Origin of the sequence: Burkholderia sp. Tr-20355 (assembly GCF_017104685.1) — a bacterium.
In the GTDB taxonomy this organism is placed as follows: Bacteria; Pseudomonadota; Gammaproteobacteria; order Burkholderiales; family Burkholderiaceae; genus Burkholderia; species Burkholderia seminalis.
Genome location: NZ_JAAGPK010000160.1, coordinates 1 through 18340 on the forward strand (window position 1 = coordinate 1; position 18340 = coordinate 18340).

Consider the following 18340-nt stretch of genomic DNA (forward strand, 5'->3'; position numbering starts at 1 on the left):
GCGAGTCGGTCCCACCCCTTCCCATCCCGAACAGGACCGTGAAACGACTCTACGCCGATGATAGTGCGGATTCCCGTGTGAAAGTAGGTAATCGTCAGGCTCCCTAAGCCAGAAACCCCCGCCCGAAAAGGCGGGGGTTTTTGCATTGGTGCGGCGCAAATGTGCGCGGAACAGATAAGGCTCGATTTAATTAGAGCCAGACGGCGTCACTCGCTTGCCAGGAATTCTTGCTGGCTGGCGATCAGCGAGGCGCCACATGCAGTCTTCATCCCGTCTAGCGCAACGGCGCGGCCTTCAATCGTGTACTGGCTGGAGCCCTGAACGATCGGGTAGGCACCTTGGCATTTCGGGCACAGGACCATATGGCCAACACCAGATGCCGGTCGGCCGTTCAAGTTCGAAAGGCCGAAGCCGTCGAGCACTGTGCCGCCGTGATCCGTTGTGTCGCCTTTTCGGATAATAGGTTTCATCGAAGAGCCTTGGGAAGTGGACTATTTCGGTATTCTTACTAAGCTCACCGACTTCGGGCGGCGAGCTGCGGAGCGGGATCCCCGAGTGCACCACGTTGATTCGGATCGCTCAACTCGAACCCCCAAATTCGGTTTCGATCGAAAAACGCTGATCAAAATATCTCACGCAGCAGGCTGGCAGCATCTGTTGCCAAGTCGGGATCTTGGTGCCGCCACTCGATTCGGCTCATCTCGTCTAGAAAATCAATGATGCAATTTCGCTGATCTTTTGCATACGTCTTCGAAATTTCATCGAGCCAGTCGCTCGCCCCACCTGTTGCCATTCGGTGCAATTTGTAGACAAGAGAATCGGGGATATTGTCCGCCTCGTCGTACTCATATGTAGCTATCTTCATGAACAACGGAAGAAAAAAAGCAAACGCTTTCGGCTTCATAAAAGTGAGGCAAGCCGACTCGTCGCATTCGTAGTCTTCTCTTAATTGTTTGAGCGTTATTTCGAAGCGCTTCTTTCCTCGAAAAAAATCGTCGACAGCACATGACTCGATCCCAGATCTGTCTGTGATCGGCTCTCCATTCGGGAAGGGATCGTTTGGAAAAGTTGAGAAATTCAAGCTCATTTTAGTAATCCCTCGCACTTCGCAACATTCGCCCAGGCTTCGAGTGCTTCGTTACGGTGGTTGGCGTCTCCACCCGCGAAGCACTTTTTGTTGATCAGGTCTCGCGCCATCGCACATTCCCGGTTGTTTTCGCGCATCTGCAGAATGGTCGGCTGGTCCATGTTAGCCTTACACGCTCTGGGGCGCTTGCACGCACGGTTGACCTCATCCTGGAGCCTGCGATGTTCGCCCGGGGAGCAATTGCCCGGCGGTTGTATTGTGTCTGCGATCGGACTGACTTTGTTCCCGGCTTTGTCCGATGATACGGAAGACGCCATCCAGACGAACACGCCAATCCCCGCCAATGTGCCAACTGCGGCACCAATTATCGTGCCGATTCCGGGAAAGACTGCCGTCCCTGCAGCTGCACCCATTTCAGCGCCAGCGGGAATCGACAGCAGGCCGATCGGATCGATTGCCATGGAGGGGCGGCTGTCGGCATAGGCATATTTATTGGGGCCTGCGAGCAAACCGAGAGGATCCTGATTGATATATCTGCCGGCCTCCGGATCGTAATAGCGGTGACGGTTGTAGTACAACCCGGACTCTGCATCGTGATACTGACCCGGAAACCGAATCGGATTGTCGATTTTCGCGACAACTTGTTGGCCACACCGCCCGTAACCGTCGAAGTCTGCAGCCCAGACGACTTCGCGCTCGTCGTCGACGAGTTCCTGTGGCGCGCCGAGATGATCGCTCAGATAGTGGTAGCACTTGCCATTCGCCAGTTGTGCCAGCGGTCCACGGTGATCAGGGTGCGGAACATAGGTAACGAGCGTGTCACCTCGTGTGCTCGTGCCGGCATGTACTTCCTGCAACATCCAATCGTTGTCCCATACGAACAACGTCATGCGCGATGCCTGCCCGGCCGGCGTGTGAATTTTGGCGATTCGGCGTCCCAAGGCGTCGTAACGATATTCAGTGTGGTCGCCATTGACGTGGTCGACACCAATCAGCTGATGAGCAGCATCATAGCGATAGCGCGTGACATTCGGTGGTAGAGCTGTCTCGTTCGGCTCGGAGGCATTGTGTCGTGGCAAAAGTCGCTCAAGAATACCCGACGCCGCTTTGACGACAGGTTTGTCCGATATGACCTGTGCCGTACGTGATGCCTGGTTCCCGTGACCGTCGTAAGTAAAGTGGAGCAGCGTTTGAGTGGATACCTCAGACGTGACAAATTGGTGCAGTCGATCCCCGGCCACACTTTGTACGCCTTCCACAAACGGAACACTCGGAGAGCTGCTCGACATCAGTCTAGCGATCAAATTTCCTGTGGAATCGTAGCGAAACGACTCATTTTTCACATTGAGAATGGTTTCCCCCCGTTCGCGTGCAATACCCAGCAGTTGCGAAAGAGGATCGTAGCTATAGTGCTTGGCACCTCGCCATGCATCGTGCAAATCGGTTAATTGTCCGGCTGCGTCGTAGCGCCACGCCCGCCACGGACGCGCGTCCGCTCGTGGTTGACCTTGCGAATCAAGATCCTGAAGCTGTTGCGACGCGAGTTGTCCGGAGTCGGTATAAGCGAATAGCTGAGCGATTGAACCCTGTACATTGGTGACCGTGCGGTGTAGCGCATCTCGCTCGAAGCTCGCAAGCGGAGCACCGTCAAGCAGCACGCCGTGAATGTGGCCGCTTCCATACCGCTGCCATGTCAGAATGCCAACCCCGGGTAGGTGCGTCTCGCTGCGATTTCCGACTGCATCAAGTCGATGTTGAAGGCGCCAAACACGACCGTGATGTGCTTGAACTTCGGCAGTACGTCGCCCGGCTGCATCGTACTCGTAGGTTATTTGCGATACGGCGCCAGCCTCTCGATGGTGATAGGCCTGTTTAAGCAGACCTCGCTCGTCATAACTGAAAGTACTCAGCGTGTTGTCGCTCAGTTGGCGACCGATCATCTGACCGAGATTGTCGTATATCAGCGTCGTGCGAAGTTGTCCGTCGTTACCACAATCGATCTGCTCGATCAGTTCGCCGGCGACGTTGAATCGAAATTGTTGGCGCCGACCATCGAACCCGCTCTGCTCGATGATGCGTCCCATTTGGTCGTACGCAAAGGTGCCACGTTCGCCCTTGGGGTTCGTCAGTGCGGTGAGCTTGCCGCGCTCATCGTACTCGAATCGATATGAGCCACCCATCGCATCGATTATGCTGAGTGGCCGATCATAGGCATCCCATCCAACTCGCGTAACGCGACCGAGCGGATCGGTATAAGCGACCGGCCGGCCAGCTTTATCGTACGTGGTGCGCCAGCATCCGAGTCCGGCAGGTTCGATTGCAGTCGTGTTGCCGGCAGCGTTGCCGAGAACCTTGGTCGTTTGCCCTAACGCATTCGTCGTGCTTGTTTGGCGCCCGAAGTCGTCGTATGCGTATTGAGTCTTGAAGCCTGAGCAATCGGTACGCACAAGGAGTTGACCCGCATCGTTCCAGAGCATGTGCGTCACATTGCCGAGCTCGTCGGTTTGAGCAACGGGCAGCCCTTTTTCGTAGACCGTCGAGGTTGCATTTCCCAACGGATCGATTGCCTTGACTAGGTGCCCGCTTGCATCGTACTCACGCTGCCAAATTTGGCCAGCTGGATCAGTTATTCGAGTAGGTAAGTTGTGCTCGTTGTATTCGATTCGCGTTAGATGGCCAGCTGCGTTGCGAATCGCGATGGGGTTTCCGTGTAGGTCACTGATGACTTGGGTCTTGCGGCCTAAAGGATCGACTCGACCTGACACATTGCCCGTTTCGTCAAATTCAATGTGTTCAGTGCTGCCATCCGGATGAGTGATCTGATCGACCGCCCATAGTCCGTTGTATCGGTAGGTTGTCGTTTGGCCTGCCGCATCGGTGACACGAGTGATCTGCGCAGCAGGCAGATAGTCGAACCGGGTGTCCCGCGTAATATCGTGTTTGTCGCTGTTTCCAACGGTATAAGCATATGTTCGAACACAGCGTGCGTATGGCGTATCACCGTCCCATTCCGAGGCAAACACTGCGCCGGCGGGCGTTTCATAGCTTGTGAGGAGATGGTTCGCGTAGCTGTACCGCCAGGTCTGACCTCTGCGGTCTACCGCCTTACTCAGATTACCTTCGTCGTCGTACTGATAAGCAGCCAACTTTCTTTTTGAATCGCCATGCTTATCTAGCAGATGTACTTCGATAATTCGCCCCTGATCATCGTGTGTGCACGCGACCACATGAACGTTATTGCGAACTTCTTGCAAGCTACCCATTGTTGTGTACTTGAAAGTAAGCGCCTGTCCGTCACGAGTTTCGGAACACCGGAGCAGATGTCGATTCGGATCTACTGGATGTGGCTCATAGGTTTCGACAAGCCCATTCGGAAAGCGGACTTCATACGTTGGCTGGTTTGCTCGATCCTCAAGTCGCGCAAGGGTGTATTTTTCGAGCGGATGAAAGTGTTCTTGTCCCGCCTCGAGAAACGGGAAGTGCAGTTGTCGACCGTCAAAATCGACATAGATCACCTTCCGGGTGCCGTCCGGTGACGTACGCACATGGACCTCCGTAGCGTATTGCAACTTCCACGCGACGCCAAAGCTACCATTTCGCTGATCGGCACTGCGATATCGCCGATTCCACTGGATCGGCACTCGCCCCGGCAAAGTGAAGTCGTCGTGAGTGAGAAGCTTTTGCCCTGTCGCAACATCGACAGGATGCGCAGACTGGGTCTTCTTCGCGCATTCCGCGCAGTCTGCTTCGGTGACGGGAGCGAGACCTCGCGCACTTCCGCCGCTTTGCGTGACCGGGCCATCGAGGTAGATTCCCTTGCCCTTCAGGTGAATGCCTGCGGCGTCAATGGTGATCGTGCCACCCGGGCCAATCAACTGAGCTGTTGACGCGCCAGAAAGGCTTGCCTGACCTTGATCGGTGATCCGGATCTGGTTGCTGTCCGAGCTCTGGACAGGGGCCGGAATTTGCGGACTGAAGTCCGGTGAAATATCGAGGGGCTTTTCCTGATCCCGTTTAACCGCATCTCCAACGGCTTTGCCACGCACCGTTACGGCGTACGTATGGCCCACATGTGAGGTCCAGTCTTGCACCACTCGGTCGACACGGCTTAGCCCAACGGTGGTAGCCATTTCCAGCACGACATTTCGCAAATAGAGGCCGCCAACATTGACGTTATACGCGAGCCCGACATTGAGCATCTTGCCGAGTCCCACGCTTTGTACGGATGCGAGGCCGACTGTTTCGAACTTGACGCCGCCAGTGGAAAGCGTCCAGTTCCGGCCAATCTTCACGCTCTCGTCGTTGCCGATCGACTTGTCGCGGTCGTTGCCTACTGAGTGCGATTCGTCATTTTCGACTTCGATGCGCTGGTCCTTCTCGGCATGCAGCCAGACTTCTTCTTGACCCTTCCGGTCTTCGAACCGCAGTGCATTCGCCGTGTCGGAACTTCCGCCCTTTGTCGATCGCGTCAGAATCCCGCTTTGCGTTGCATTGGCTGGGAGTTGCCACGGCGGCATGTTTTGCGCGTTATAGACGGACGAGATGATCAGCGGGCGATCAGGGTTTCCGTCACCGAATACGATGACTACTTCGTCGCCGATTCTGGGCAACTGGATCATGCCGAAGCCACCGCTCGCCCACGGCTGAGAGACACGAACCCAACACGAGCTCGCGTGATTTTTCTTGCCCAGCCGGTCCCAATGAAACTGGACCTTCACCCGGCCGAGTTCATCTGTGTAGATTTCTTGTCCCTGAGGGCCGACGACAATCGCGGTCTGGATCCCATGAATGACAGGATGTGCAATTGTCCGCAGCGGTCGATACGGGATCTTCTTGCGGATGCATTTGAATTCGTTCGAATAGGTCGCGACGCCGGGCTGTGCCTGGTAGTTGTTCGTTCCGTGATGCCGGATCGACGTTAGCAGGAACTGGCGGTCTTCCGGCTGCGAACGCTCGTGATCGTAGTGATCCTCGATCTGGATGTAACGGTCCAGTGCAAGGCGCCGACAGTAGCTTTTGCCGACGAAAATCTTGCTATGTGCCGCCAGCGCTTCGGTACGGAACCGCGCGAGCTGTTCACCGCGATCGCTATCCGGGAAGCCGTGTGCACCGAGGTAGTCATAGACCTCGTAGTTCTCGACGTCACCCTGATTGATGCCGGTGTCATCCTGGGCCTGCCGCCTTGCTCCCGGCGCTTTGTAGTCCACTGTCTTGAGCGTCGCACTTCCGGAGGTAAGTTGGCGGCGGGCCGCGAACGACGTGATGACCTGTTCGTTGTCGAGAATCTCGTCGGTCGAGTAGCGCAAAGCAGCGCTACGACCGGGGATCGGCTGCGCGTTGACAGACGTATCGCTGATGATCAACTTGTGGGCGTCTTTCGCATGCTCGAAGTAGAAGAACAGCCCTTCCTCCTGCATCAGCCGCAGTGCAAACGCTAGATCCGTTTCCTTGTATTGCGTGCAGTAGCTGCGATTCGCTGTCGGCTTTTGCACGCGGAACTCGACGTCGCCGAACTTTCGATATCGATGGAGTACGGCGTCGAGGATTTCCTCGACCGTCTGCTCCTGGAAGATGCGAATGTCCTGGCGACGGCCCATGAAAGCGATCCAGGGGCGAGCGATGGCCACGTATGTTGCGAGACCGCCGTCGGTGCCGGTGTGCTCGAAATCCGTAACATAGCCCTGGAAATAACGTTCCTCCGAGCTGGCGGTCGCGTCAGTGAGCTGCAGGGTGATCGTGACAGGCTTGCCGATCAACTTCTTGAGCTCAATGTTGGGGTCCTGCGATGCGAGCTTAAGATTGATTTCGAACAGCTGGCCGAGCGCTTCGTCACAGTCGAACTCGGTCAGTACGAGCTCGGAACGGCCGGAAAGCGGTGTCGCAATCGTGAATAATCGATTGGTTTGAAGCGCGAAAAACTGCTTCGCGATCTCGGAAAGGGAGAACGAAGACATTAGCGGCCCTGGAATCTGGTTAATCGTTTGCGCAGATCGTACCGCAATGTTTCAGATAGGGGGAAGTATTACCGGGTCAGCGTTCTGATTCGATATTGAGATTTATGTGATGGACTAACGCGTTCCCGCGATTCATTGTGCGTTGTGGCGTGTGGATTGACTACAATCCGTTAAAAAAGGCTTTAATTGCTTGACGCCATAGTGTCGACATCTTACGTTTGCGATGGTCATATTTTGGAAACATTGTCGATAACTGTTACGTTTGACGATCCGGTGGCGTTTGCGTGGTTCACGCAGGCGGTGGTGGTTGCTGCGCTTGCGTCCTCTTGAAGTCGGTGTGGCAGCAGGCCTGAGTTACCGGCCCGCTGCAATTGCAGAACAATCGTCGCTTGTCACAGTTGCTAACGGTTCGGAATACCGGGCACAGAACCAACTGGCGGATGGTGGCATGCGACGCCCACCATGGGCAGTGCGCCGTTCACATCGGCGTGATGATGAGCTGCTTGTCTTCGACAGTGATCCAGACGCGTTCTCCTGCCTCGAATCCCGCGTCTTCAAGCCATACTCCCGCTATTTTGATCCACGGGTAATACGTCGTGTTCAGTTTCCGGTGCGCTCTGATAGCACGGAGAGCCCTAGACAAGGAATGATGGCGTGCTGATTCTTGGACGGTGGCGAAGCGTTCCGTTACGGCGGGGCGTGACTTATGATTGGCGTTAGCCATTTCCGACTCCTAGGACGAGTTGGTGGTGGTCAGCGGGTCGTATGGGTGGCAGCCCATGCGGCCCGCGCTTTTTGCGGTGATGCCATTTGAGTCTACCTAACTGGGCATCTCGAAATATGGAAAATTCGAGGGATGGCCAATCGGCATAGCTTCTTGAGTTCTCGCCGCAAGAAATCAAGGCGCAGGCGTTGTCAGGCTTGACCGTGATGGTCGGGGGAGTGCTTGACGTCAATGATTACGTTCCGTCAGCGAGCGACAGAATTTCACTCCACCGAACGCTGATGGGTTCGCCATACTCTAGCCCTAGACTCCTAACATAAGTATCGATCGAGTGTGGCGAAAGACCTTGAAGCCACTGATCATGAGCGAGCCACTGGATCTGTACACACCAGTAGTTTCCGCGAGGCGCTGGATAACCAGATTCGCTCATCCCGGCTTCTGAGATTTCCTCCGCACCGGAAACGATGCGAGTCAACGCCACTTCCTGTGTCGACGCGCAGTAAAGAAGTAGAAGCTGGCTACTTAGTAAGGCTGCGCCAGCGTGAACACCACCGCGACGACCTTCAGCTCGTACGTTGTACGACCTCCGTTCTTGAATCCAGCTCCAGTGTTCGGGGCTCTTCACGAAACCGAGAAGGACGCTTGCCTCTGGCGACGGTGAAGTGTGTGCTTGGGTCGATCGCCTACGAAGTGATGTGTCATAGGCTTCGCTCAGCCAGTACCGGCCGCGCTCATGTCTGGTCAAACGCGTTGCAACGTGATCGAGTACGTCACTGATAAAACGTTGTAGCGCGGATGTGCCGCTCGCAATACCAGTATCTGTTGGCCGCAACACGAATGCCCCCAGTCCCGGCAGAAGTTCGTGATATTCCGGATATCTGAGCCCGTCTCCTTCATCGTCGCCACCTGGATACAGAACATATGCCCCGGCGGTCCGATGGATAGCATCGCGGTATGCGTGCATCTTCAGTAGGTCATCGCGGAGAGGGCCGCCGCGCTGCAAGCGTGTCGGCGCTTCGGAACCGACGGCGCCTTCCTCTTCATTGTCGGCGCCGAAAATTTCTCGAACGAAATCGACCCGATACTTAGCGTCGAAATGGAGCGCAATGGGTTCAAAAGGTGATGGCTCGTCGTTGGTCGGGCTGATCAACAATGAGTAGTCCGGTCGCATGGGTCTCGTCCAGGATGCGATACCTGCCGAGCCTTGTCGATAGGTCCGATTGAAGCAGAGCTCCACGCGCATGCGTCGATCAAGGCGATTGATCTCTCCGGCTAGAACAGTTTCTACGCCGGTCCGGATGCCGACAGTCAATCCGTCCGACCGGGTCTGTACCAACGGACTGAGGTCGAACGAGTGGCCGACAAGATCGGCCACCACCTGTGACAGCTGAATGAACGCCCAGTACTCGTAAAGCGTTGCGACGTCGCGCTGGCCGGCACCGTAGACGTCAGGCGACGACTGCCAAGAGAGACGCGCCGCAAACTCCGTTTCCACGTAGGCCTTGAAGATATCCCGATAGCCTTCGCGCTTCTGGAGCACCTGATCGTCCGCAGGAAATCTCGTGAGTCGTCCAACGTCGGTGAACACGTCGTGATGCAACACTTCTTCTAATCGAGACGTTACAACCGAAATTTCCCGCCGTCCGCGCGTTGTCGCTGGTGTCGCTTGGTTCTTGGAAAGACCTCGATCGATGTCGCCAAGTATCCGGAGCCAATGCTCCAGGGCAAATTTAACGAAACGATTTGGAGCGGTGTCGTGCGTTGCTTCGGTCTGCGAAAGCTCAAAGTAGGAAGGGGCGGACTTGAGCGCCCCGTCAGGCCAAGCAGACCGGGATCCGCCCTTAGCGAATTGCCGAAGGACATATGAGTCTGCTCGTATGCCCGCACCAGCACGCACCATTTCGTTTGTTGTTTCCCACGCGGTGTGCGGACGACGAGTGATTTCGTGAAGTGCTCCTTGGAAGTTTTCGCTTTCGAACAGTGCTCGCAGGAACGTGAAGCGTTGATAGAGCGTGACAGCATCACGGGTGTCGTCGAGTTCGAAGCTTGCATCGCTCACGGCGAAGCGGTCCATCACGAGTTCGGTCATTCGCTCAGCGATATCGCGCAGCATCCAGCGATACTCCGAGAGATATGAGAGTTTGCGGGATCGGACTTCGAGCTCAAGCTGGCCGAGTGTACTGATGTCGGTGCGTAGGACAACACGTATGGTGCCAGTGGCAAGCCCTGGCCGTAGGCGACCAGACATACCCTCCAAGGTATCGGGTTGAAACACTTCTTCGGGATCCGTGACCAACGGACCCTCGTCAAGGCCGATGGTCTCCCAGGTGTACCGATATTCCATACCCTCCAAGAGCTCGACCGTACCCGAACCGCCATTTTCCGTGTCGGTGCTGTCTAAGCTCCAAAGAGTTGCGCGAGGAGCGGCAGAGCGACGGGGCAACACCGCAACGTGTAACTTTGCAGTAATGTTTCCGGTCGAATCCCGAAGGGGGGCGATAGCTTCTGAAACAGCTTGCACGGCTTATTCCGTAAAGCTCGCGAATTGATTGGCACGCAAGCTGCGGAGCATGCGGATAGCTTTGGCATAGGAAATCGGAAGAGCTGTGCCTTGCTCGGGTAGCGCTTCGACTTCTAATGTCGGTAGCTTGTCATCGGCTGCTACCGAATCTGGCAGGTCGCGGCAGAAATGCGAGATCGCCAGCAGCGGCAATTCGAGCCGTCTACGTGATCCGTGCAGTCTGGGAAGTACCTTCTGCATGACGATCCGATCGACAATAGCCGCTAGGCTGTTGATCCCAGCTTCTTGCACCAACGTTGCGAATCGTATCGCCTCATAGAAGACGCGATGACCGAACTCGAGGTTATAACGGCTCAGTAATTCATGCAGTTGCCGCAAGCGCTGCGTTAGCTCGATGATCGAGTCACCGGAGCGCTCCCGATGCCAGCCGTCGTCCAACGCGATGCTCAGCAATCCCCTCACTAGTTCCTGATCACCGGCTACGCACGGCTGCGGCTTGATAGCGTCAGTCGAAAGATCGCTGGAGTGCACACGAAACTCGAACGTGTTGGCGCGATCAAGTACCTTTGGTGAAAACATGTAGGTCGTCTCGTCGATGTTGACGGTACCCACAATCCACAGGTTTGCCGGAAGGGGGATTTGCTTATCAGCACCAGCTTTCAGTCGCCAGCAGTCGTCCGTCCCTTTGTGGAGGTTCGGAATGCATGGTTGACCGGACTCCATCCCCGATAGCACGTCAGCGAAGTAGCGTTCGACGTGTGCAAGGTTCATTTCATCCAGAAGCAGTAGGTACGGATGCCGTGGGTCAGCTGCCGCTTTCAGGATGAATTCCAAAGGGGCTGGCACCGTCCAGGCACGACGCCCATCGAGTTCGCGCTTAAGCGCGTCTTCGTATCCGAACAACGCTTCAGCGCCCGTCCAATCGGGCCGCACTGCGGCGACGTGAAGCCGATCTTTGCCCAGCCACTCGCCGAAACGAATCGCAATTTGCGTTTTGCCCGAGCCCGAGAGCCCGGTCAGAATGACCAACGGCTTGGTGACCAGACTTGAAATGAAGGATGTGACGAGCCCGTCGTGATGGTCGCCAAACTTCACGCCACTGGCGCGTAACGCGGTGCTGAATGTATCGATGGCTTCACGAAGGTCAGCTCTAATCGGAAGTGGTTCGTCGGATTGCTCTGGTTCGGTCACTTCGGGAAGCTCTTCTGCGTCGCTGGTGGCAAGCACTTGGCTATAGATGTCGATTACATCGTCCAAATCTTGTTGTAACTCGGCCATTGGCAGAGGTTGCGTGAGGTCGTACGCCGCACGAACAATGGACGTGCCGTAGCGGTCTGGCATCCGACCGTACCGTCCTTTGAACCACTCCTTAACCGTTTGCGCACCAGCCAGTTCACCCCAGCCTAACTGGGAGGGTTCCTCCTCGCTAACCCCATAGCAGAGCAGCAATTGCCGCTGTTCCGAGTACAGAAGCAGGACAGGATAGATGCCTTTGTTGACTGATTGCGCATCACCAAGAAACGCGATCCAAGGGATTTTGGCAAAGTTGCCTTTGCCGAAGCTCACTCGTACCTTGAGATCGCGATATTCGCTGAGGTAGCCTTTGGTGGCGAGGTCTTTTGCTTCGCGTGCCTGTTCGAGAAAGCGATCGAGAAGTCCCTCGATGCCGGCTGAGGTCTCTTCTTTCGACTCAACTTCGAAATCAAGACGTCGTAGAAAACGAAACGCAGACGAATCTTCGCCACCAGAGAAGGTTGCGCGATCCAGTGGTTCCCCAGTTGCGTATTTAACAGCCAGCGATAGGACCAACTTCGGCGGATAGCGCTTGCCTTCGTAGAGCAAGTCGTAGCCGGTGGATTCAGCGTCCTTCGGCACACCGTCCCGATCGATTTCTCGCAATGCTAATCGGATATGCTCTGGCGTTACGTTCTCCGTCGTTGCGGCGAATGTCTCGCTGCGCCACTCTCCTTTCAACGGGGGGACGTAATAGTCGAGCTGGGTGGTACCGCGCTCTGTTTCGAGGCGCTTCCGAATCGCTTGCAGTTCTCGATCCAATTGAATCGGATCCATGCGATTGACGACGCGGCGCTCACGTTGCGAATAATGTCGAACAATGGTCCTCCGATCGTTCTGGCCGAAGATGCGCTCGAAGTCATCGGGGAACAGCAAGAAGAGCAGCATGTGGCGAAACTGTCTTGCTTCCCAATCGGGGACCTGGCGAAGCCATTCATCAAAGGCCCAACCGTCGGCGATCAGCTCCAGTTGTTGAATATTGCTTAGTTTACTAAAGCGACGGAGGAAGTTGATTAGGAAGACCAGCTCGCGCCATTGATTTTGATTGAAGCCGGGCCCGGCACTACCAACACCCGCGAGCACGTCGTCATCTAGCCAGCGGGAATCCGTCGGCAGTGGTTCGCCGGACCACGACCAAATAGTCTGAATAGTCTTGCGTTTGCGACCTGCTGTTAGGCTGCTTGGACAGAGGTACAAAAGCCACATCATTTCCGCGACTAATTGCTTCGTGGAGTTTGAGGTTGGTGCGAGCTGAAGCTCTAACTTCTCAAGAAATTTTCCGTCGCCGAGATCCGGGTTGCGAACGAAGTGTTCATCGAGCAAGTCGAGAGCTGGCGATGTCCAGAGTTGCTGATTTGTCAGGACTGAGCGGTTACTTAAGAGTGCTGCATCTCGCCAATGAATGGCCGCTTCTAGGATGGATTTGGGATCGTCGTCCCCGCAGTACCTGCTCATAAATTGCCACCGCAGTTTTCTATATATGAAGCACTGATTGTATCGATAGATCGCTCAGACCGCGTTGCGCGCCGTGACGTGTCCCGCACACACTGGTCTTCCAGGATGCGTTGCCGCGATTGTGCAACCTATTGGCATTCAAGCCGTGCGCACGGACTCTCCACTACTTTGCACGACGTGGCCATGAGGAGAGAGCTGGTCAACGTTCTCGGAAATTGTCGGAGAATGTCGGTCGGTGTCAGCAAATTCTTAATAAATCCAAGTTACCAATAGAAAAGACCCATAAGTTTCTAAGCTTATGGGTCCATTTTTCTCAAATTATGAGGCTATCTACAGGTGACCTCAAACGTCAATATTCCCCGCCCGCAACGCATTCGACTCGATAAACGCCCGCCGCGGCTCGACATCATCCCCCATGAGGGTAGTAAAGATCCCATCCGCAGCAATAGCATCCTCGATCTGCACACGCAGCAACCGCCGCACTGCCGGATCCATCGTCGTTTCCCACAGCTGCTCGGGGTTCATCTCCCCCAGCCCCTTATAGCGTTGCTTGGAGACGTTGCGCTCCGCATCCGCCAGCAGCCACTTCATCGCGCTCTTGAAGTCCGCCACGGCCATGCTGCGTTCACCGCGCTTGATGACCGCACCTTCCCCAATCAGCCCCTTGAACGTATTCGCCGTCGTCACGAGCTGCTGATAATCCGCCGTGTGCTGGAATTCCTGGTCGATGACGGAAACCCGCACGTTGCCGTGATGCGTCCGCTCGACATGCAGCGCCCGCTGTTCGCGAACCGCGTCATACGAAGGCACGACACGCACTTCGTTCTTCAAAGCCTCGTCGTGCAACGCAGCGTGCAAAGCCTTAGCCGAAGCCTCGGTCGAAGCCTCGCTGGAGAGATCGATCACCACCCCATCCATGACCGCTTCCAGCGCAGCCGGGTCATACAACCGGCTCAACCGCTCGATCACGCTCTGCGACAGCAGATACGACCTTGCCAGCTCCCCAAGCGCATCACCCGAAATCGCCGCCGCATTCTCACCCGGCACCAGCTCCGACCCTTGCAGCGCCAACCGCAGCATGTGCGCGTTGAGCTCCACGTCATCCTTCAGATACCGCTCGTCCTTGCCCGCCTTGATCTTGTAAAGCGGCGGCTGCGCGATATACACGTACCCGCGTTCGATCATGTCCGGCATCTGGCGATACAGGAACGTGAGCAGCAGCGTCCGGATGTGCGCACCGTCCACGTCCGCGTCGGTCATGATGATGATGCGGTGATAGCGGAGCTTCTCGAGGTTGTAGTCTTCCTTGCCGATCCCGCAGCCAAGCGCGGTCACAAGCGTGACGATCTGTTCCGACGACAGCAGCTTGTCGTAGCGCGCCTTCTCGACGTTCAGCACCTTGCCGCGCAGCGGCAGGATCGCCTGGAACTTGCGGTCACGCCCTTGCTTGGCCGACCCACCTGCCGAGTCACCCTCGACGATGTAGATTTCGCACTTCGCCGGGTCTTTCTCCTGGCAGTCCGCGAGCTTGCCGGGCAGGCCGACGCCGTCGAGCACACCCTTGCGTCGCGTCATCTCACGAGCCTTCCGAGCAGCATCCCGCGCCCGGGCAGCTTCGACGATCTTCCCGCAAATGATCTTCGCGTCGATCGGCGTTTCCAAAAGGAACTCTTCCAGCGCCTTCGCCACAACTTCCTCAACCGGCGCACGAACCTCGGAAGAAACCAGCTTGTCCTTCGTCTGCGAGCTGAACTTCGGCTCCGGCACCTTCACGGACAGCACGCACGACAGCCCTTCGCGCATGTCGTCGCCGGTCGTCTCGACCTTCGCCTTCTTCGCGATTTCGTTGTCGGTGATGTACTTGTTGATGACGCGCGTCATCGCGGCCCGCAGGCCGGTCAGGTGCGTGCCGCCGTCGCGCTGCGGAATGTTGTTCGTGAAGCACAGCACGTTTTCGTTGTAGCTGTCGTTCCACTGCATCGCGACTTCGACGCCCACGCCATCCTTCTCGCCGTTCGCGAAGAACACCGTCGGGTGCAGGTTGGTCTTCGTCTTGTTGATGTACTCGACGAAGCCCTTCACCCCGCCGGCGAACGCGAAATCGTCTTCCTTGCCCGAGCGCAGGTCCGTGAGACGAATCCGCACGCCGTTGTTCAGGAACGAAAGCTCGCGCATCCGCTTCGCGAGGATGTCGTAGTGATACTCGACCGTGCCGAAAATCGTCGGATCGGCCATGAAATGCACTTCGGTGCCGCGGTTCTCGGTGTCGCCGGTCACGAGCATCGGCGACACTTCCACGCCGTCCACCACCTCGATCACGCGATCCTGCGCGACGCCGCGGTGGAATTCCATGAAGCGCTTCTTGCCGTCGCGCCGCACGGTGAGGCGCAGCCAGCTCGACAGCGCGTTCACGCACGACACACCCACGCCGTGCAGGCCGCCCGACACCTTGTAGCTGTTCTGGTCGAACTTGCCGCCGGCGTGCAGCTCGGTCATCACGATTTCCGCCGCACTGCGCTTCGGCTCGTGCTTGTCGTTCATCTTCACGTCGGTCGGAATCCCGCGGCCGTTGTCGGTCACGGAAATCGAGTTGTCGGCGTGAATCGTCACGTGGATGTCGTTGCAGTACCCGGCCAACGCTTCGTCGATCGAGTTGTCGAGCACCTCGAACACGAGGTGGTGCAGACCGGTGCCGTCCGACGTGTCGCCGATGTACATCCCGGGGCGCTTGCGCACCGCTTCCAGACCTTCGAGGATCTGGATCGACGAGGCGCCGTAGCTGCTGTTATCGGGTTGCGAATTGTGCTGTTCACTCATGGATATCTTCCGGTTCTGCGAGGCCACTCAGGTGGCGGCGCGGTGCGTTTCAGCGAGAAATCGCCGGGCCGCTCCAGTTTCCTGGCCCGCCCGAAGTGCCGAAAAGGCACTAAAAGGGCGGGTTGTCGGTTCGCCATAAAAACGCCAAAGGGGCTTGCCGCCCCCTGGTGTGTGTCGCGATGTCGTGCGCGTCAGATGCGCATCGGCATCACGACATACTTGAACTCGTCGTTCTCGGGCACGGTAATCAGCGCGCTCGAGCTGGCGTCGCCGAGGCTCACCTGCACGGTGTCGACCTTCAGGTTCGCGAGCACGTCGAGCAGATACGTGACGTTGAAGCCGATGTCGACGGTATCGCCCTGGTAGGCGATTTCGAGTTCTTCCTGCGCCTCTTCCTGATCGGCGTTGGTCGACATGATCTTCAGCTGGCCCGGCGCGATGATGCAGCGCACGCCCTTGAACTTGTCCGAGGTCAGGATCGCCGCGCGCTGCAGCGAACGCTGCAGTTCTTCACGGCCGATCTCGAACGTGTTCTTGTGCGCCTTCGGGATCACGCGCTGGAAGTCGGGGAACTTGCCCTCGACGAGTTTCGACACGAGCTCGACCTGGCCGAACGTGAACTTGGCCTGGGTTTGCGCGATGTCGATGGTGACGGTGTCGTCGATGTCCTCGAGCAGGCGCTGCAGCTCGAGAATCGTCTTGCGCGGCACGATGACTTCCTGGCGGCCGAACGTGCCGCCTTCGAGCTTCATCGACGAGAACGCGAGGCGGTGGCCGTCGGTGGCCACGGCCATCAGCTGGTCGCCGTCGACGACAAGCAGCATGCCGTTCAGGTAGTAGCGGATGTCTTGCTGCGCCATCGCGAAGTGCACCATGCCGAGCAGCTGGCGGAACGACTTCTGCGGGACGGTGAGCGTGGCGCCGAAATCCTTGGCCTGCGCGACGGTCGGGAACTCGTCGGCCGCGAGCGTCTGCAGTGCGAAGCGGCTCTTGCCCGATTGAACGGTGAGGCGCTTGTCGGCGAGCGACAGCGTGACCTGGCCGTCAGGCATCGCGCGCAGGATGTCGAGCAGCTTGCGGGCCGCGACGGTGGTCGCGATCTGGTCGCCGCCGACGCCGAAATCGGCGCGCGTGGTGATCTGCAGCTCCAGGTCGGTCGACAGGAATGAAACGTCCGGGCCGTTCTTGGTGATCAGCAGGTTGGCGAGGATCGGCAACGTATGGCGGCGTTCGACGATGCCGCTGACCGTTTGCAGCGGCCTGAGGAGGGTGTCTCGTTCGGTCTTGACCAGTTGCATAGAGTTCCTTCGTTGAGTAACGGCCTGCAGCGCAGCAGCCTCGCAGCGCCCCGCCGGCCGGGCTCTTGGCCCGCCACCACCGGGGCGGTCAAACCAGTATTGTGCCTCAAAACCGAACCGCCCCCCTTAAATTGGGGCGGAGGCCGAATTATCAAGCGCGGTGCGCGCGCTCAGCCCTTCAGCGTCTGTTCCAGCACGTGCAGCTCGTGGTTGAGCTGCGCGTCCTTGCTGCGCTCGTCGGCGATCTTGCGCACCGCATGCAGCACGGTGGTGTGGTCGCGCCCGCCGAACAGCTCGCCGATTTCCGGCAGGCTCTTCTGCGTGAGTTCCTTCGCCAGGTACATCGCAATCTGCCGCGGCCGCGCGATGTTCGCGGGGCGCTTCTTCGAGTACATGTCCGCGACCTTGATGTTGTAGAAGTCGGCGACGGTCTTCTGGATGTTCTCGACCGAAATCTGCCGGTTCTGCACGGTCAGCAGGTCCTTCAGCGCTTCCTTGGTCAGCTCGATCGAGATCTCGCGGCCATGGAACTTCGAATACGCGAGGATCTTGCGCAGCGCGCCTTCGAGTTCGCGCACGTTCGAGCGCAGGTGCTTCGCGACGAAGAACGCGACGTCCTCCGACAGGTTCACGCCTTCCGACTGCGCCTTGCGCATCAGGATCGCGACGCGCATTTCCAGCTCGGGCGGCTCGATCGCGACGGTCAGGCCCGAGTCGAAGCGCGAGATCAGGCGATCGTCGATGCCCGAGATTTCCTTCGGATACGTGTCGCTGGTGATGATCACCTGCGCCTTGTTCGCGACGAGCGCCTCGAACGCGTAGAAGAATTCCTCTTGCGTGCGCGACTTGCCGGAGAAGAACTGGATATCGTCGATCAGCAGCAGGTCGAGCGAATGGTAGTAGCGCTTGAAGTCGTCGAACGCCTTGCGCTGGTACGCCTTCACCACGTCCGACACGTACTGTTCCGCATGGATGTAGCGGATTCGCGCGCCGGCCTTGTCGAGCAGCAGCTGGTTGCCGATCGCATGGATCAGGTGGGTCTTGCCGAGGCCGACGCCGCCGTACAGGAGCATCTCGACTTCATCCTGACCGGCGACACGTTCGACGAGGCACGCCGCCTCGCGCTGTGCATGCTCGACACCGATCGCGTGCGCACGTTCGGCTCGACCACGTTGCTGCGCGGCTATCTGC

At 57.4% G+C, this 18340-nt stretch carries 8 protein-coding genes, 1 rRNA gene and 2 pseudogenes; 2 read left to right on the plus strand and 9 right to left on the minus strand.

What is annotated here, in order from left to right:
* Positions 1-100 (plus strand): 5S ribosomal RNA (gene rrf / locus G3N62_RS28390); the annotation flags it as partial.
* A 106-nt stretch (positions 101-206) separates the two neighbouring features.
* On the opposite strand, the gene G3N62_RS28395 is transcribed toward rrf, so the two are convergent.
* From G3N62_RS28395 to dnaA, 9 genes and pseudogenes are all read right to left on the minus strand, one after another.
* Entirely contained in the window at positions 207-470 is a 264-nt protein-coding gene (locus tag G3N62_RS28395; RefSeq protein ID WP_059561401.1) for a PAAR domain-containing protein, read from the minus strand.
* A 152-nt stretch (positions 471-622) separates the two neighbouring features.
* On the minus strand, positions 623-1087 hold the full coding sequence (locus G3N62_RS28400; RefSeq protein WP_124670479.1) for a DUF6714 family protein: 465 nt from the start codon (positions 1085-1087) through the stop codon (positions 623-625).
* The gene (tssI, locus tag G3N62_RS36110; protein WP_124670480.1) at positions 1084-7041 is read right to left on the minus strand and encodes a type VI secretion system tip protein TssI/VgrG; all 5958 of its coding nucleotides are present in this window, start codon (positions 7039-7041) and stop codon (positions 1084-1086) included. The genes G3N62_RS28400 and tssI overlap by 4 nt, the downstream gene beginning before the upstream one ends.
* Positions 7042-7519: 478 nt before the next feature.
* Positions 7520-7765: a SymE family type I addiction module toxin gene (locus tag G3N62_RS28435; RefSeq protein ID WP_124609251.1), complete on the minus strand. Its 246-nt coding sequence runs from the start codon at positions 7763-7765 to the stop codon at positions 7520-7522.
* Positions 7766-8000: 235 nt separating this feature from the next.
* Positions 8001-10286 (minus strand): DUF2357 domain-containing protein, encoded by a 2286-nt coding sequence (locus tag G3N62_RS28440; protein WP_124670481.1) that lies wholly within the window; start codon positions 10284-10286, stop codon positions 8001-8003.
* A 3-nt stretch (positions 10287-10289) separates the two neighbouring features.
* Positions 10290-12902: a DUF3578 domain-containing protein gene (locus G3N62_RS28445; RefSeq protein ID WP_241013232.1), complete on the minus strand. Its 2613-nt coding sequence runs from the start codon at positions 12900-12902 to the stop codon at positions 10290-10292.
* Positions 12903-13376: 474 nt separating this feature from the next.
* Entirely contained in the window at positions 13377-15851 is a 2475-nt protein-coding gene (gene gyrB, locus G3N62_RS28450) for a DNA topoisomerase (ATP-hydrolyzing) subunit B (RefSeq protein ID WP_124670519.1), read from the minus strand.
* A gap of 191 nt (positions 15852-16042) precedes the next feature.
* Entirely contained in the window at positions 16043-17149 is a 1107-nt protein-coding gene (dnaN, locus tag G3N62_RS28455) for a DNA polymerase III subunit beta (RefSeq protein WP_006490996.1), read from the minus strand.
* A 170-nt stretch (positions 17150-17319) separates the two neighbouring features.
* Positions 17320-18216 (minus strand): annotated as a pseudogene (dnaA, locus tag G3N62_RS28460) (chromosomal replication initiator protein DnaA); the annotation flags it as partial.
* On the opposite strand from dnaA, the pseudogene G3N62_RS28465 reads away from it, so the two are divergent.
* Positions 18214-18340, plus strand: a pseudogene (locus G3N62_RS28465) (AraC family transcriptional regulator); the annotation flags it as partial. The pseudogenes dnaA and G3N62_RS28465 sit on opposite strands and share 3 nt — an antisense overlap.

Bases quoted from the DNA above. Each gene is read 5' to 3' on its own strand.
- G3N62_RS28400 (WP_124670479.1), bottom strand. From the start codon at position 1,087: ATGAGCTTGAATTTCTCAACTTTTCCAAACGATCCCTTCCCGAATGGA.
- G3N62_RS28435 (WP_124609251.1), bottom strand. From the start codon at position 7,765: ATGGCTAACGCCAATCATAAGTCACGCCCCGCCGTAACGGAACGCTTC.
- dnaN (WP_006490996.1), bottom strand. From the start codon at position 17,149: ATGCAACTGGTCAAGACCGAACGAGACACCCTCCTCAGGCCGCTGCAA.
- tssI (WP_124670480.1), bottom strand. From the start codon at position 7,041: ATGTCTTCGTTCTCCCTTTCCGAGATCGCGAAGCAGTTTTTCGCGCTT.
- G3N62_RS28395 (WP_059561401.1), bottom strand. From the start codon at position 470: ATGAAACCTATTATCCGAAAAGGCGACACAACGGATCACGGCGGCACA.
- gyrB (WP_124670519.1), bottom strand. From the start codon at position 15,851: ATGAGTGAACAGCACAATTCGCAACCCGATAACAGCAGCTACGGCGCC.